This window comes from Paenibacillus sp. 453mf (genome assembly GCF_900116105.1).
Classification (GTDB): domain Bacteria; phylum Bacillota; class Bacilli; order Paenibacillales; family Paenibacillaceae; genus Paenibacillus; species Paenibacillus provencensis.
Genome location: NZ_FPAC01000019.1, coordinates 1 through 14914, shown reverse-complemented (window position 1 = coordinate 14914; position 14914 = coordinate 1). Strand labels below are relative to the sequence as shown.

Sequence of the window (14914 nt, the reverse complement as noted above, 5' to 3'; positions counted from 1 at the left end):
CTTCTTACTTAGCATTCGCTATGAGATAATCCTCCTCAGAATCAACAGAGGGAGGATTTTTTCATGGCCAGGGAAGATGTCCAAGAGAAATGGGAAGCCCGCATCGCTGCATTCCGTTCCAGCGGCGAAAAAGCAATAAAATGGTGCAAAGATAATCAAGTAAATCGTCGTCATCTTTACGCATGGTTGAAAAGACTAAGCAGTTCATCTTCGGACGCCAACAGTACCAAGTCAACTACCTTTGTCAAAGCTAACGTTACTCCTGAGTCGAAGCCTACACCGTCCGCTTGCCCCCTTTGCATCCGAATCGGTACAGCTGTTATCGAGGTCGAACCTGGGTTCAATCCTGCCCTGCTCCGCGATGTGGTGCAAGCATTGGAGGCCGAATGCTAAGCGAGCTGATCACTCAGCAAGTGTATCTGGCATGCGGTAAAACGGATTTACGGAAATCCATCGACGGACTGGCTGCTCTCGTCCAAGAAGGACTTGTATCCCAATCCCATTGTACCGAAAGGTGATGGAGCGAACGTTGTCAATGTCCGGGCGGACACATGAGTGGCTCTATGAAGAAGTGTTGTACACCGCGCAAGCGGTAAAAATTTATTCTTTCTGATCAAATTGTCCGGCCAGCGAAGCAATTGTTACTGCAGCAAGTTCATTTTCCATCGCAACCTGAACTTTGCCGTAGACCTGGTCCAGCATCCGGGGAATCTTGCTTCCAACTGGACAGGTTGGACATGTGGAACGATGGACGGCGAAAAATTTTTCTTGCTGCCCGTCCGTTACCGCACGATAAACATCCAGCAGCGTGATCTGCTCTGCCGGCTTCGCCAACGTAATATTCGCATGGACACCCAGCGAGGATTGAATCAAGCCCGCCTGCGTAAGCTTGCGCATATTCCGCCGAATAGCAGCCGGATTTGTGTTCACACTCACTCCCAGCAATTCGGAGGTCGTTCTTCCGGAAGCGTTGAACGCAAGAAAACATAAGATATGAATAGCGATGGAAAACTGATTGCTGTTTACCATCAGGACACCCCCTACCTTCTATCGAGCTTAGCTGCTTAGTCTATTGTATGAGTTTAATCTTTCTAAATCAATGCATAGTATTCAGTTGACATTGCACAAAAAAAATGCTAATGTTTAAATGTAATAGTAATTAATACTGTTACAAATAAAATGATGAGGTGATATGAAACAATGGCAGATCAGAATGCAAGCTATTCCGTTTTTGAAGCAGGACCTTTCCGACAATTGGATAAAGGCAAGCAATTTCTGAAGGATTCGCTAAATTTGAACAGTATGGAAGTATCGCTCAACAGCCTTCCTCCCGGAGGTCAATTTCCCTTTCTGCACAAACATAAGGAAAACGAAGAACTGTACTTGATTATCCACGGTCAGGGACAATTCCAAGTGGACGGGAATATCTTCCCGGTACAAGAAGGATCGTCAATCCGCATTGCGCCTGAGGGCGTTCGTTCATTGCGAAATACTTCGCAGGAACAACATTTGGAATTTATTGTGATCCAAGCGCAGCAGCACAGCTTAAAACAATGGGTGAGCACAGACGGCATTCCGCTCGAAGAGCCCATCACCTGGTAGCCTATCTTTCAAGAAAGGCAACCGAGGCGGAACGTAACGGAAGATCCACTCCCACCTCGGAATTTTATGAAATTGTAATGTGTTAAAAAAGACGCTTCCATGCCCGTCGGTTATGCGGGTTTGGAAGCGTCTTTGCACATTTTTACGCCCATCTTCGCTCAAGCTTGCATGCGCATTTGGTTCTTACCCTGCGAATGGTTGTACAGCTCCGCATAATAGCCGTTTTCCTCCAGCAGCTTCTTATGTGATCCGATCTCAACAATTCGCCCGGCACGCATCACGATAATCCGTCCGGCATGCATGATCGTCGACAAACGGTGGGCGATAACCAATGTGGTACGCCCTTCTGCCACGACATGGAGCGCATTCTGAATCAACCGTTCGGTATAGGAATCCAGATTCGCAGTCGCTTCATCCAGAATGAGAATTTTCGTAACTACTCAGCACTAGAAAATTATTCTTAAAAATTTTAAAGGATTTTGCGTTCTCACGGAGAAGTAGTCATTGCGTTCTCACGGAGAAGTAGTCATATAGAAGACTTTCTGTGAGGGTGTGGGACTTATGAAGCTTACGCAAAAGCAGGTTTTACGTATTAGCAAAGGGGATACTGAGATTGCGAGCTTTATCTCAACGCTCCTCCTCCAGAATCAGCAACTAACGGAATTAGTCGCAGTCCAAGCCAAGCGAATTGAAGTGCTCGAAAATCGCGTTCACGAGTTAGAACGTCAACTTGGTCAGAACAGCAACAATAGCAGTAAACCACCTTCAAGTGACGGCTATCAGAAGCCGAATCCTAAAAGCCTCCGGGGCAAGAGCGGCAAGAAAAGCGGTGGACAACCGGGCCACAAAGCGCATTGGCTGAAGATGAACGCCTTCACTAACGGTGGAGCCAGTCAGGGCATGAACCATTTCCGTAATTCGTTTCAAAGGCAGAAGTTGCTGTACGTGGAAATAGCTGAACAAAGCCTTGGTTGGAGAACCATATTGCGTTTTATAATCGATACCCTCTGGGTAGACAGATTGGTTCCGATGTTGACAGTGAGGATTTGAACAGATTTTCGTCTGAATACGGTGTTCAGTCGTTTCCATCTTCACGATAATATTGAACACTTGCCGCTTATCTTCATGGAGAGACGGTACGTCCGAAAGGTCGCAATGGCATCTTTCACAGTTTTGTACTTCATGAGTTATGATATGATCTGGATGAGTAGTTACACCGGGCATGCACGCAAATAACCAGTTCTATCAGCTTTTAAACAACAAGAGCAACAATGACCAGATGATGGTTACATTTAACCGCCGTCCACAGGTTATTGGTTCCGAGGATGCCGGTATGATTGCGGTAGACGACAGCCCTCTGGACATGTTAATGGCAGAAGTGCAGGCAGTGATTTTGGCTCAGGAAGGAGTACTCATCCCGCCAGGCATCTCCGATCACATGCGTGAGATTTTGGTTTCCTCGTATCTGTTGCATGCTGGACTTTGTGTGGTTCAGGTGAACACGAAGCACGGTGTTGGTTGAGTACTGGTTAGTTACGAAGAGTAGCTGGGTGTTATGGAGTTATCGCGATAAGCTGGCTCCTTCTGAACGAATGAAGGGATATGATCGTTTCAAAAGCAGTGTTTTACACGTTATGAGGAGCTTGCTCGGGGTAGTTTTTCTGTTGTTCGCATCATTCATGACAAGGACGGAGTCTACTTCAAAAAGCAGGAACTCGGTGCGCGTTATGCGCGACACCTCAGTAAGAAGCGTAAGCTTTCTGCCTCAACACTTCTTAATTACTGCCACGATTATATAATCTTTTTTGATTGGCTAATTACAGAGAACTTTACCACAGTCCAAAAAAGAACAGAAATTGAATTATCCACGCTAGAAACATTAACGATACGTGAAACAGAAAGCTTTTTATCTTTTTTGGAGTATCAACTTGGGAATAATAAGCTAACAATAAACCGTAAGCTTTCTTCTCTTAAGTCCTTATTTGATTACTTACAGAATAAAGCCGAAACAATTGATTTAAAGCCTTATATACAACGAAATGTTATGGCTAAAATGGACTTAAATGCAGTAAAAGAAAGTCAGGAAACGATCGCGAATCGTATGGAAGGAAAAATACTGAGAGAAAATGATTTTGAAGCTTTTAGAGTGTTTGTAGCATATGATTATGGCGAATTAAACAAAACAAACAAACGTATCATGCATTACCATCAGTTTAATCGTGAACGAGATACGGCAATAATTTCATTAATCTTAGGATCAGGACTTAGATTATCAGAAGTTTCCGGAATCAATCTTGAGGATTTAGATCTGACGAAATCATCTGTAAGAGTAGTCCGAAAAGGGGGAAAAGAGCAATATGTTTACTTTAGCAGCCAAGCATCCCTAGATATTGAGAATTACCTGCAGATAAGGGAAACAAAATATACCCCAGAAAAAAATGAAAGATTTTTGTTTATTGCAGCACCTGTAGGACGCAAAGGTAAAAATAGACGTTTAACACAACGTTCTATAGAAAAACTTGTTGAGAAATATGCAACAGCCTTTGGAAAGCCGGCTTTGACGGTTCATTCTTTGAGGCATTCATTTGCCACACGTTATCATATTGAGAATAATGATGTCCCAAAATTAAAGAATCAATTAGGACATTCTTCAATACAAACTACAATGATTTATACGCACTTAACAGATGATCAAATGAGAAGCGCTGTAAACAACATGGATAAATAATCCGGAGGGAGTGACATAAAGTTGCCTACCAGGCTGGAAAATTGACATAAAGTTACCCACCAGACTGGAGAATGACACATAAAGTTGCCTACTAGGCTGGAGAATGACATAAAGTTGCCTACCAGACTGGAGAATGACATCATAAAATTGCCTACCAAGTTCCAAATTTGCTCCGTTAATTAAAGACAAAGGGCATAAATGCCTGAAAGTAGGGTACTTTGTGTCATTTTGGTAGGGAACTTTGTGTCAATGTACATGTGAAAACTCATCTTTTGAGATCGGCGTATTCAGGTGTAAAGACATTTAGTCAAAATACGGATTTTCTTTTGAGATCGGCGTATTCAGGTGTAAAGACATTTAGTCAAAATACGGATTTTGTGCAATAGTCACTCCTAACTGCCCAAGCCTTAGTAGAAGCATACCACAAAAATAGTTCCAAAAAGGTTCCTTTTTGGGTCGTTCGATGATACAATGAATCTGCTCAACACGGAAAAAGACTTATATAAGTCTAAAAATAATAAAGATAAGGAGTGAGAGTAAACGTGCTTGAAAAGATGAAACGAGATTGGTTTTCCAATATTAGGGGTGATGTGCTTGCAGGAATTGTTGTCGCTTTAGCCCTCATTCCCGAAGCAATTGCCTTTTCGATTATTGCTGGAGTCGATCCTATGGTTGGTTTGTATGCATCTTTTTGTATTTCAGTCATTATCGCATTTGTAGGCGGTCGTTCAGGTATGATTTCTGCTGCAACAGGTGCAATGGCCCTTCTCATGGTGCCACTCGTAAAAGAACATGGTTTACAATATTTATTGGCTGCCACTATACTCACAGGGATTATCCAACTCATATTTGGTGTTTGTAAGGTTGCAAAACTAATGAAATTTATCCCTAGAGCCGTCATGATTGGATTTGTAAATGCGCTGGCCATTTTAATATTTATGGCGCAGGTTCCTCATTTCGTTGGAATATCGACTTTGACTTATCTATTTGTCGCTATTACTTTACTTATTGTATATGTAGTACCTAGATTTTTCAAAGCGATACCAGCCCCATTGATCGCTATTATTGTCTTAACAGCTGCTTCCATTTGGGGACAATTTGATTTAAGAACGGTTGGCGATCTAGGTAAAATTACGCAATCGCTGCCAACCTTCTTTATTCCTGACATTCCGTTTACCTTGGAAACGCTACAAATTATCTTTCCGTATTCAATCGCTTTAGCCATTGTTGGATTATTGGAATCATTGCTAACAGCCTCTATTGTTGATGATATGACAGGTACAGAAAGTAATAAACATCGAGAATCCAGAGGACAGGGTATTGCAAATATCGTAACCGGATTCTTTGGCGGCATGGCTGGATGTGCCATGATTGGCCAGTCTGTGATTAATGTCAAATCAGGAGGTCGAGGTAGACTATCAACCTTGATTGCAGGACTATTCTTATTATTCCTCATTCTTGTATTGGGTGAATTAGTAGTACAAATACCAATGCCTGTACTAGTTGGAATTATGATTATGGTATCGATCGGCACATTTGATTGGTCATCTTTCTCCTATTTGCGTAAAGCTCCCAAATCAGATGCTGTTGTCATGTTAACTACCGTGATTATTGTTGTTGCAACACATGACCTATCAAAAGGGGTTATTGCCGGAGTTATTCTTAGTGCGATCTTTTTTGTTGCCAAGATTTCTAAACTTGAGGTTAAGAGGCAACAGACTAGCGACAAGATCAAATATGATGTTACCGGGCAATTGTTTTTTGCTTCTGTAGAGGGCTTTGTTAACTCGTTCGACTTTACGATAGCAAAAAAAGATATCGTTATTGATTTTACAAATGCACATATTTGGGACGATTCTGCTGTAGGCGCGGTAGATAAAGTTGTCATCAAGTTTCGTGAAAATAATAATCATGTAACAGTCGTCGGACTCAACTCTTCTAGCAAAAAAATTATAGACAAACTAGCACTGTATCACGACACAAATGCGCAATTAAAAGCTCACTAACGAAAGGGAGATATGATGATGTATAAACGTATTTTACTAGCTGCTGACGGATCAAAATACTCAATTCGTGCGGCACAGGAAGCTGCTAAAATTGCATCTTTGGTTCCGGATTCCTCAGTAGAAATCTTGTTCGTGGAAGATATGTCCAAAATTAAGAACGAAGTGCTGCATTCACAAGATCATGAAGAATTAGAGTTGAAACGTCAACAAAAGTTGATGCCCGTAACAGAGCAACTTTCCACCCAAAATATCAATCATAAAACAAAGATTATTATCGGAGATCCTGGCCCAGCTATTGTAGAGTATGCAAACAATGAGAAAGTGGACTTGGTCATTATAGGAAGCCGTGGGCTAAATTCTTTACAGGAATTCGTTTTGGGTAGTGTCAGTCATAAAGTCGTTAAGAGAGTACAGTGCCCTGTTATGGTTGTAAAATAAAATAATGAGCAGTAATAAAAAGCAGCACTCTTATATGTAGTAGGGAGTGCTGCTTCTGTTTATGCTAAACATTAAAAAACATTGGCTCAATCTCTAAAAGTGTATTCAAAGCTGACAATTACTGATGCTCAATACGAATATAACGAGGTTAATAATCAATATCCAGTCTAGTTTTTATCTAGTTTGTGGGTGGTGTCAGCGACGCTGGTACTACCCCAATAAGCCGGTAATCCTTAGCGTACAGGATATCGGCCTTTTTTCGATCAAACGGGGCTTAGCGTACAAAATCCGCACTTTGTTGGCGGTACCCCTTTAAGGGCTTTAATCCACTTGTCAATTTGTTTTTCACTACAATCCAAATTATCGGCAAGTGTTTTTCTGCTTGGGAACGGATCTCTTGCATCATGTTTGTAAGAAAGCAAAACTGTAATGAATCCAAATTCACCATGTTGAATACCTAATCTTCTATAATTCCGAACAAGCAAGTTAGGTAAAGACGTAAAACCTTCATCTAAAAGTCGATTACCCCAAATGATTTCTAATTTTGAATTTTCGTATGTAGCCATGGTTCAATTCATCTACTTTCTGTTATGTATTTTGACGAAAAGCAAAAGGGCCCTGGATATCCCAATTCGGATAATCCAGGGCCCTTTTCCATGGCTTTTGCTATATACTAAATTCATGCCTTTTTCGTTGCCTGTAGGCAAGAAATACGCTAAAATAAGTACTAGTAAAGTCCATGTAGCAATTCCGCTCTTTGTGCGACCAACACAAGAACCGGAATTTTCACGGCGCCCTGTTTCTCCGATGGTCTAGATCGGTTAAGCAGCTTAGAGTTTTCCAGACTCTAGCACGCCCTGAAACATGGCCTTTTTCTTTTGTTAAGAAAATATTACCACGTTTCCACTAGGCAATGCTATAAGTTTTTGAACACCACTATTCTATAATTCGGTCAAAAGATTAAATTTGTATAGAATATTTGTTCTCTTTTTTTGTGATGCTATACAAAAACTGTTTCTTCTTCCTGGACATGCTTCATGTACTTTTGATGCTCGTTTTTAGTTAGTTCCTCAAGCGCAAGCGCATAAAATGCGTGCTTACCTATTTGGATACGTCTATCGCCCTTTCTTTCCTTCCTCTCCCAGTGCAAACAGCTTGCAGGTACTAAAACCCTACCGCACATCTTGGCGACCTTCTCCGCGGCTTCTACGGCTTTCCAATGATGATGCTCGGTAAACATCCGGGTATATTTAATAGGATGAACAGATGGGAAATGAAATAGATAACTTTGAGGATCTTGTTTTACTTTTTCTGTCGGTACAATTGTCATAGTTTAGCCCCCCTAGCTAAGTTGTGCACTCTTTCAAGCTCTTCCATAAATGTTTCTGCTGCCCTTTCAGTTCTCGGCAGAGGAAAGCCACTTACAAAGCTGTGACTATCAAATAAATTCAAACCATGTATTCTTTTTAATTTTGAACTCGGTAAAAATCGAGAATGCATAAATTTACCCATACTACTATTTGAATCGGCCTGAAAGTCAAAATAATCAAGTTGAATTCCTTTATTCCCCATAGACCTAACCTGGATCATAATTTCAAGCGTTTCACGTATACGTGTATCCAGACGGTTGATGCTTGGTGTTGCGAATATTTGTATACTCGCCATTTTTCGAACAAACGTTAAAATGTCCGTGGCTAGTGTGTTTGCAAATTTAAGTGATTTCCGTGAATCAAAAGAACGATGAGCTTCATCCCAGACGCAAATGCTTCCGTGAGCTGCCGCAACTTTAAACCAATCTTCAGCAACTCTCATTCGCTCTGCTCCAGTAAGATCATAATTAGCAAATAACTTGACTGTTCCGTTTACAGATTCGATTTTTTGCTTGTAATACCATGCCATAAAGCTTGCTGTTGTTGTTTTTCCAGCTCCTAGAGTCCCAACTACACCTATATTATGCGGCATCCAAATGCAGCTCCTTTTCCTTCTTTCTCTTTTCTCTCCACCATTTCATAAACCTGAAAAACCATAGACCAACAAATACAATCGGTAAAACTGAATAAGCAAAAAATGTGAAAACAAATCCAGATATAATAGTCCTTGTTGTTTCGGTGTCTAGTTTATTTCTGAAAACCTCCAAATCTGTAGAAATCGTTTGTATTTCAGAAGGAGATAATCTCATGAATCTGTCTCTAAAATCATCAAAAAGTAGTAGAGCAATCCCAATCAAAACGAGAACCTCTAATACATAAATTATTATCTTACTAATATTAAATTTCCCCATACTACAAACCTACCTTCCAGGCTTAACAGCTCGTCCATCGGCCATTATGATAGGCTTAGGCGGCTTCGGTATAAGTTCCTCAATTGTACGTAAGAACGTTTCAGGACGCGCAACGCTTTTCTTAAAGTCTTCTTTAATGCTTTTAATGATCGGCGTATATGGGTTCTTAGCTCCATGAAGTCGTGTATTGTTCCCCAGGTTCTCAAGTAGAATCAAGGCCCTTACCTGGTCTTCGGAAAATGGAGCTGCATAATCGGACATAAAGGCCAAGACCTGTTTTACATCAGATACATGTTGCACATTAGGGAATAAATCGTCATTAATTACGGATTGAATCTTATCTGCATTATCAAAACCGTTCATATTAGCTCACCGCCATAATCGCAATAATCAAAAGTATGATACCGACCAAAATGAACGCAATTTTCCCAACTGGCGGCTTGAAATCTTGTTCTGCTGCTTCCGGAGCAAAGTGTGTGATCTGACGTAGTACTGTAGAGCGCTCCAAATCCGCTATACGGCGACAATCGGTTACATTCTCAACTGTAGTAGGATACAAGAAAATACGTCCCTTAGGGCCTGTATAGGCTCTTAAATCCGCTATAGGAACCGCCATATTACCGTCCAGGGACTCCGCAAAGACTCTTTCTCCGTCAATATCGACAATCGGCGCTATAGCAGCCGTTCCATCCTCTTTAAAAACACACAGAACATCCTGGGGAGCATATGGTTCTTTATCTTGTTTGAACATTCTTTTTTCCTCCTTTGATGATTCGTTTTACTAAGTATGTTGAAGGTAATACGATAACAGCGACACCTAAAGTTAATCCGGCACCAATCGCAAAAAAGTAACTAAATACATCGGCTTCCATGGTTTCATTCCTTTCCGTGGTCTACCACCATTTACTGCCGTCCTTAACGGCGTAATACATTCTCATAATGACCTTAACGAGCTGCAATACAGATAAAAGAATTAAAGCAGCTAAAAGCGAATTTATAACGGCTTGCATGGATGAAGGTAAGTAGCCAAAGAACACAAAATACTTGTTTAGATTGATCCCTTGACCTGCTACCAGGCTTACCTCGTTCAAATAACGATAGGCCATGTTCAAAAACTCGAGCGGCGGTGAAAATATCGAATCTATGAAGTTTCTAATCGGTTGTGGTAGGAAATAGTCATACATGATTAATCTCCTCCGTTCCTGATGCTGCCAAGGATACGAATTACAGCGAAACCAGTAGCAAACCATATGCAAAACATAAGTACAAAAGCAACTGTATTAAGCTGATATGAATCTAGTCCTTGCATTACGTTTTTAAAGATCGGTGTCCAGCTGCCCTGGTTCGGTGTAGTTGGTGTATATGTAAATCCTGCTAGTGTAACGAATATGCCCTTTATAAAAGCGATAAGCAGCTTCCCAAGAGCCAAGAACACTTTAATTAGGGTTATGGCTAACTCTGCAATCTTGTAAATGAAGTAGAGTATTAAGGCCACCACAATAAAGAATGGCCTTAATATCAATTTCAGAAAATCGAACAGCTTTTGAAATAAAAAACCGAACAGATCGGCAATAAAACCAAACAGGACCGAAAATAAATTTGAGAAAAACGCCCAAGTGGCTTCAAGTACCTGGCGTATCATATCCTGAAATACTTCCCGGCGTATTTAACGATTCTAACTAGTGAAAAGGCCATTTGATCAGCAAAGGCAAGGGCACAAAACACTAACAATGCCGGTGCTAAAAACGTAATCATATGAGAACCTGCAAATTGAAAAATGTCAGCTATATTCAACTCTCTCACCTTCCTGTCCTATGGTTTAATTTGTGTTTACGGTGTAAATAATTCAGCAGCTTAATGACTAACCCATATAGCACCGGGGAGAATACAACCGCAAGAACTAAAATGATCCAAAGGCTATAGATTTTGAGAAACTCAATAGATGTGTCTAGCATGTCCCCAACCCCTATAAAATCAAGAGCACCATCAATAATTCCACTGTTATCTCCGCCGTTGTTACTTCCGCCCTCGGTTCCATCTGCAAACAGCGGTCTAACCTCTGCACGGTTGTTTAATGCCCCAGGAATGTAACCCATGGCTTTAGTGACCTTAAATTCAAATACATCCGGGCCAACACTTCCCACTAATCGACCGTTAAAGTAAATCCGGTATCCTACTGCTTCCGGTGTTTCTGTCCAAGTGACTAATAAGTACTCACTTGTTTCCTGTTGTTCACTGTCCGTGCTTGGAAGCTCTGTAATCGTAACGGACGAATAGGAAGGTTCAGAAACGTTCTGACTTGTGTCCAGGGCAACTAATTTGAATCTATAGGTTTGGCCGACTTCTACAGGTTTGTATGTCGCTGACGACCCTTTAATTAAGTCTTTATTTACAAGCTTGTATTCTTCATCTAATTCAACATACAAGTTGTATCCTTCTAAATCCGTTTCACTACCCTCGGACCAATTCAATTTCACGTGTGTTCGGTCTGCTGACTCCTGAGCGGTAAAATCTTTTGGTTGTCCCGGCGGCGTTACGTCGTCCGGTTTGTTTGGAGTATTTACGGTTATAGTTTCAGACCTTAATGTTCGACCGTAAGAATCAATCATGGTGACATAAATTTGATATTCCGTCTCAGGCAAAGCGTTCATTTCATGAGATAAACTATTTGAATTTTTGAACACTTCATTCCCATTCACAAACAGCGAAACTTGGTTAGCTTGATTGGGTTTGTCCCATGAAATCGTTAGTTTGTTCCATGCTGTTTCAGCCTGGACAATAGGTGAAATCAAATCATTATGAGGAGATCCGCTCACAGCTGCTGAAAGTCTTGATTCCACACCGTCCGCATAAACGGCGGTAAGTTGAATTTTGTAGGACTTACCAGGTGTTAAATCCTTCAATTCGTAGTAAGCGGAATTGAAATTGGTGTGCTTCGCTCCATCAACATACAAGTTGTAACTTAAGGCTTCCTCAATCGAATCAAATCGGATGTTTAATTGTTTCACGTCAGGAACAACTGTAATGTTCGTCGGCGTGGCAAGGTCATACTGTCCAAATACATCAAATTCGTACAGCTCAGTACTATTACTACTAGTACCAACATCTAAAGTTATTTTTTTTACTGATGGGATATTTACATCCAATTCCGTAATTCCTGGTTTGTAAAATTCAAGAGCTGAAATACTGTGGATTAATGATTCAGATTCATTATAAAACTTGATAGTTAAAGCTGAATTTGGCATTGCTTTAACGTTTATTTTCATGGCATTTATGTCTGCATTTTTCGGAAGCGTATAAGTTAAAACCCCCGTGAATCCTCTCCAAATCCTTGCGTATGTTGTTTCGTTATTATCAGTTAGGGCCGTAGTATAAGTACCGCCATTGCTCTGATGCCCTGACATTCCATCAAGCAAGCCACCTGGATAAGCGGAAGCTTTTTCAATTCCTAATGGAAGTACAATCAGAAGTATCAAGAGCATACATATCGTTTTACGCTTCACTTCCTTCACACCCTTAGTTAATGTCAGGGATAGGCACAATCCCCTCGCTTGTTCCCGGAACAGCTCCGGGCCCCCCTTCCGTGTTTGGAATCGGCGGTGTGCTTGTTGTAGGATTGGGACTCGGTGCGGAACCCGGTCTAGGTAGTTCAAAAATGATTTGTCCAGGCTCAGGAGCTTCCCCGGTGTCTACCTGCTCAGGATGGTCAATACCTCCGCTGTTATTATTTTCATCTCCTGGAATGACAGCCTTTCCTGGCTCGTCATAATCCATATTCGATAACGGCTCTGTAATGTCGAAACCATCGGAATCATCCGGTTTAACTTCTATTCCAGGTTCGTTATCTAGTTCGAAAATAATTTGACCATCATTGTATTCGTCCGGTACTTCCGGTTCTAATTGTTCGACTTCCGGAACCGATGTATCTACATCCGGCATCGGTGTTTGTGTCGCTTGCTCAATCTCTTCTTTGCTTGGTGGCGTTGGCACTTCTCCCAGGTAATCTGCCAAGTGATCAACGGTAGCAGCGCCGATTTTGTCCGCTATTTCGTCCCAATTTGGCGGTGGTGGTAGCGCATCCTGTATCGCTCCGGTTAAATCCCCCATAGCGATGTCCCAACCCGGACAAGCTAATAACTGGTCCAGTTTTTCACATGTTCCGCAATCGGTTCCTGGCAGCTCGTTTGGATTCTCTCCAGTTGAATCAACAACATTTAAATCGGATTGCCCCAGGACATTACCGTTTGAATCCTTAGCAATGATCGTGTATCCTCCAGGGCCTGCATTTTCATAGGTGGAATCGGATGCATCTTGCTCCCCGACTTTCTCCCCTTCTTTCCAAATTTCTATTGTTTCGGCTCCGCTTGGACTGTCCCAGGATATATTGTTTTCTGCATCAACATTGGTATTGAGTTCGTCACGTCCTACTGATTCTTGTTCAGTGTAAGAACGACATGCCGGCGCTTCAATTCGGTGTGTCGTAACCTCTTTTGTTTTGGCTACTAACTTACCGGACGAATCGTAAAACTTAAGATAATAAACGCCATTACAAGTTAGATAATGTATACCAGTCGGTGCAAAATCATATTCAGCCGTATAGACCATTCCTGAAGATGCAGTAAAATGCAGCTCATACTTAGAAATCCCAGAAGGTTCTCTGTAACTTATGCGATATTCGTCATTAGTTGGTTGATACCAATAACTCACCGGAATCAGCAGCACGTCCGGATCTTCTCCCCCACCATTAGAGCCACCGGGTAAATTACCATAACTTGATGGTGGGTCTTGATTGAACGTCCATACAGCTATTTCCGGTGCAGAAGCATCGTCTACCGTAACCGTAGAAACTTCCACATACGACTCTTGATTCGTCGTCTTTTCCAGTACAATTTGAATAGATTTTGTTGTCTTATTGAGCGTTACGAACGGATCTGCAACTGCAATATCTTGTGTAGAACCATCAGGATATTTAATGTAAAGTCTCTCACCTGAAATCCCATCCATAGCACGAAAAGACAAAGCGAGAATTTCCGCATCATGCTCAAAAGCATCACCGTGAAATGTTGTATTTCCGTACTTATCACCTAATAACGTTGATCCGGTTTGATCGGTATGAGCATACAAATAGTTGTCTACTGACAACTCCAATGCATACGCCACAACCCCTGGAATGAAAAAGAATAGCAGCGTTAGCGCGTAGATCATTTTTTTCACACGCTCTAAGCCCCCAATCTGTAAAAATAGCCCTGACAAAAGGCGTCAGGGCTATTTTGAATTTGATATTAGCCTTTTACTTGATTCTTTTTAGCTGCATATGAAACCAACTTCATAACAAGGCCATAAAGAACTGGCGAGAAGATTACCCCGAGTACTAACAAAATCCAAGGTCCGTAAATTCCTAAGAAACTAGTTGCTGTTGAAAGCATGTCTGCCACTCCGAAAGGTAATGTAACTCCTGAAAAGTCCGCTGTTACTGCTGCCATAATTGTATTTCCTCCTTAAAATTTTAAATTTGATTTATATGGGGTAGTACCAGCGAAGCTGACACCACCCGCAAAGTATATGGGCAAATATGTAAATCAGTAATTCTAGGATCTTATTTCCCTCGATCCTTTACCTTTTCGCCGCGCTAGACATTCTATGACAGGTATTTGTATCAATGAAGAAATCAAAAATTAGGGGACAGCAAGAATCTCTTTTTTAAATTTATATCTTCCAGGATATACGATATCCATATTAACGCTTATAGCTTGCAAGGAATCCTCGTTTAAGACAAAATGCTGTTTCCCTGATGCAATGCGTTTCCATTCATGCGGATTCTTGCGAAAAAGAGATTCCCCTAGATTATAAATATCTATA

19 protein-coding genes and 4 pseudogenes are annotated in these 14914 nt (G+C 41.3%); 8 read left to right on the top strand and 15 right to left on the bottom strand.

What is annotated here, in order from left to right; genetic code table 11:
- The first annotated feature begins 63 nt into the window (after positions 1-63).
- Together BM415_RS24490 and tnpB are read left to right on the top strand one after the other, a co-directional pair.
- On the top strand, positions 64-393 hold the full coding sequence (locus BM415_RS24490; RefSeq protein WP_091161972.1) for an IS66 family insertion sequence element accessory protein TnpA: 330 nt from the start codon (positions 64-66) through the stop codon (positions 391-393).
- Entirely contained in the window at positions 387-518 is a 132-nt protein-coding gene (tnpB, locus tag BM415_RS24485; protein ID WP_081718282.1) for an IS66 family insertion sequence element accessory protein TnpB, read from the top strand. The genes BM415_RS24490 and tnpB overlap by 7 nt, the downstream gene beginning before the upstream one ends.
- Positions 519-600: 82 nt before the next feature.
- Here the strand turns inward: tnpB and BM415_RS24480 are convergent, their stop codons facing one another.
- The gene (locus tag BM415_RS24480) at positions 601-1029 is read right to left on the bottom strand and encodes an Rrf2 family transcriptional regulator (RefSeq protein WP_024634452.1); all 429 of its coding nucleotides are present in this window, start codon (positions 1027-1029) and stop codon (positions 601-603) included.
- Between the two features lie 171 nt (positions 1030-1200).
- On the opposite strand from BM415_RS24480, the gene BM415_RS24475 reads away from it, so the two are divergent.
- Positions 1201-1602: a cupin domain-containing protein gene (locus BM415_RS24475; RefSeq protein ID WP_029881528.1), complete on the top strand. Its 402-nt coding sequence runs from the start codon at positions 1201-1203 to the stop codon at positions 1600-1602.
- A 158-nt stretch (positions 1603-1760) separates the two neighbouring features.
- On the opposite strand, the pseudogene BM415_RS24470 reads toward BM415_RS24475, so the two are convergent.
- Positions 1761-2033 (bottom strand): annotated as a pseudogene (locus BM415_RS24470) (ABC transporter ATP-binding protein); the annotation flags it as partial.
- A gap of 160 nt (positions 2034-2193) precedes the next feature.
- Between BM415_RS24470 and BM415_RS25725 the strand changes: the two are divergent.
- The 5 genes and pseudogenes from BM415_RS25725 to BM415_RS24445 all read left to right on the top strand — a co-directional run.
- Positions 2194-2451, top strand: a pseudogene (locus tag BM415_RS25725) (DUF6444 domain-containing protein); the annotation flags it as partial.
- Between the two features lie 373 nt (positions 2452-2824).
- Positions 2825-3124: a hypothetical protein gene (locus BM415_RS24460; protein ID WP_024634454.1), complete on the top strand. Its 300-nt coding sequence runs from the start codon at positions 2825-2827 to the stop codon at positions 3122-3124.
- 213 nt (positions 3125-3337) lie between these two features.
- A pseudogene (gene xerS, locus BM415_RS24455) lies at positions 3338-4330 on the top strand (tyrosine recombinase XerS); the annotation flags it as partial.
- Between the two features lie 542 nt (positions 4331-4872).
- Positions 4873-6336 (top strand): SulP family inorganic anion transporter, encoded by a 1464-nt coding sequence (locus BM415_RS24450; protein ID WP_090728268.1) that lies wholly within the window; start codon positions 4873-4875, stop codon positions 6334-6336.
- Positions 6337-6354: 18 nt separating this feature from the next.
- Positions 6355-6774 carry a universal stress protein gene (locus BM415_RS24445; RefSeq protein ID WP_090728270.1) on the top strand — a complete coding sequence of 140 codons (420 nt, stop codon included), beginning with the start codon at positions 6355-6357 and terminating at the stop codon, positions 6772-6774.
- Positions 6775-7037: 263 nt separating this feature from the next.
- On the opposite strand, the gene BM415_RS24440 is transcribed toward BM415_RS24445, so the two are convergent.
- The 13 genes and pseudogenes from BM415_RS24440 to BM415_RS25380 all read right to left on the bottom strand — a co-directional run.
- Positions 7038-7340, bottom strand: coding sequence for a helix-turn-helix domain-containing protein (locus tag BM415_RS24440; protein ID WP_091161967.1), 303 nt, complete (start codon positions 7338-7340; stop codon positions 7038-7040).
- A 434-nt stretch (positions 7341-7774) separates the two neighbouring features.
- The gene (locus BM415_RS24435) at positions 7775-8104 is read right to left on the bottom strand and encodes a hypothetical protein (RefSeq protein ID WP_091161965.1); all 330 of its coding nucleotides are present in this window, start codon (positions 8102-8104) and stop codon (positions 7775-7777) included.
- Positions 8101-8736: an ATP-binding protein gene (locus tag BM415_RS24430; protein ID WP_091161964.1), complete on the bottom strand. Its 636-nt coding sequence runs from the start codon at positions 8734-8736 to the stop codon at positions 8101-8103. Before BM415_RS24430 ends, BM415_RS24435 begins: the two co-directional genes overlap by 4 nt.
- Positions 8726-9055 (bottom strand): hypothetical protein, encoded by a 330-nt coding sequence (locus BM415_RS24425; RefSeq protein ID WP_091161962.1) that lies wholly within the window; start codon positions 9053-9055, stop codon positions 8726-8728. Before BM415_RS24425 ends, BM415_RS24430 begins: the two co-directional genes overlap by 11 nt.
- Positions 9056-9064: 9 nt before the next feature.
- On the bottom strand, positions 9065-9418 hold the full coding sequence (locus BM415_RS24420; protein WP_091161960.1) for a hypothetical protein: 354 nt from the start codon (positions 9416-9418) through the stop codon (positions 9065-9067).
- Position 9419: 1 nt separating this feature from the next.
- Complete coding sequence (locus BM415_RS24415) at positions 9420-9806, bottom strand: hypothetical protein (protein WP_091161958.1); 387 nt, start codon at positions 9804-9806, stop codon at positions 9420-9422.
- Positions 9790-9927 (bottom strand): hypothetical protein, encoded by a 138-nt coding sequence (locus tag BM415_RS25300; protein ID WP_170862608.1) that lies wholly within the window; start codon positions 9925-9927, stop codon positions 9790-9792. Before BM415_RS25300 ends, BM415_RS24415 begins: the two co-directional genes overlap by 17 nt.
- A gap of 21 nt (positions 9928-9948) precedes the next feature.
- Positions 9949-10239: a hypothetical protein gene (locus BM415_RS24410; protein ID WP_091161956.1), complete on the bottom strand. Its 291-nt coding sequence runs from the start codon at positions 10237-10239 to the stop codon at positions 9949-9951.
- A gap of 2 nt (positions 10240-10241) precedes the next feature.
- Entirely contained in the window at positions 10242-10697 is a 456-nt protein-coding gene (locus tag BM415_RS24405) for a hypothetical protein (RefSeq protein WP_091161955.1), read from the bottom strand.
- Between the two features lie 157 nt (positions 10698-10854).
- Positions 10855-12558, bottom strand: coding sequence for a phage tail protein (locus tag BM415_RS24400; protein ID WP_139237066.1), 1704 nt, complete (start codon positions 12556-12558; stop codon positions 10855-10857).
- Between the two features lie 13 nt (positions 12559-12571).
- Complete coding sequence (locus BM415_RS24395) at positions 12572-14260, bottom strand: hypothetical protein (RefSeq protein ID WP_139237065.1); 1689 nt, start codon at positions 14258-14260, stop codon at positions 12572-12574.
- 77 nt (positions 14261-14337) lie between these two features.
- The gene (locus BM415_RS24390; RefSeq protein WP_091161950.1) at positions 14338-14538 is read right to left on the bottom strand and encodes a hypothetical protein; all 201 of its coding nucleotides are present in this window, start codon (positions 14536-14538) and stop codon (positions 14338-14340) included.
- 192 nt (positions 14539-14730) lie between these two features.
- A pseudogene (locus tag BM415_RS25380) lies at positions 14731-14914 on the bottom strand (Ger(x)C family spore germination protein); the annotation flags it as partial.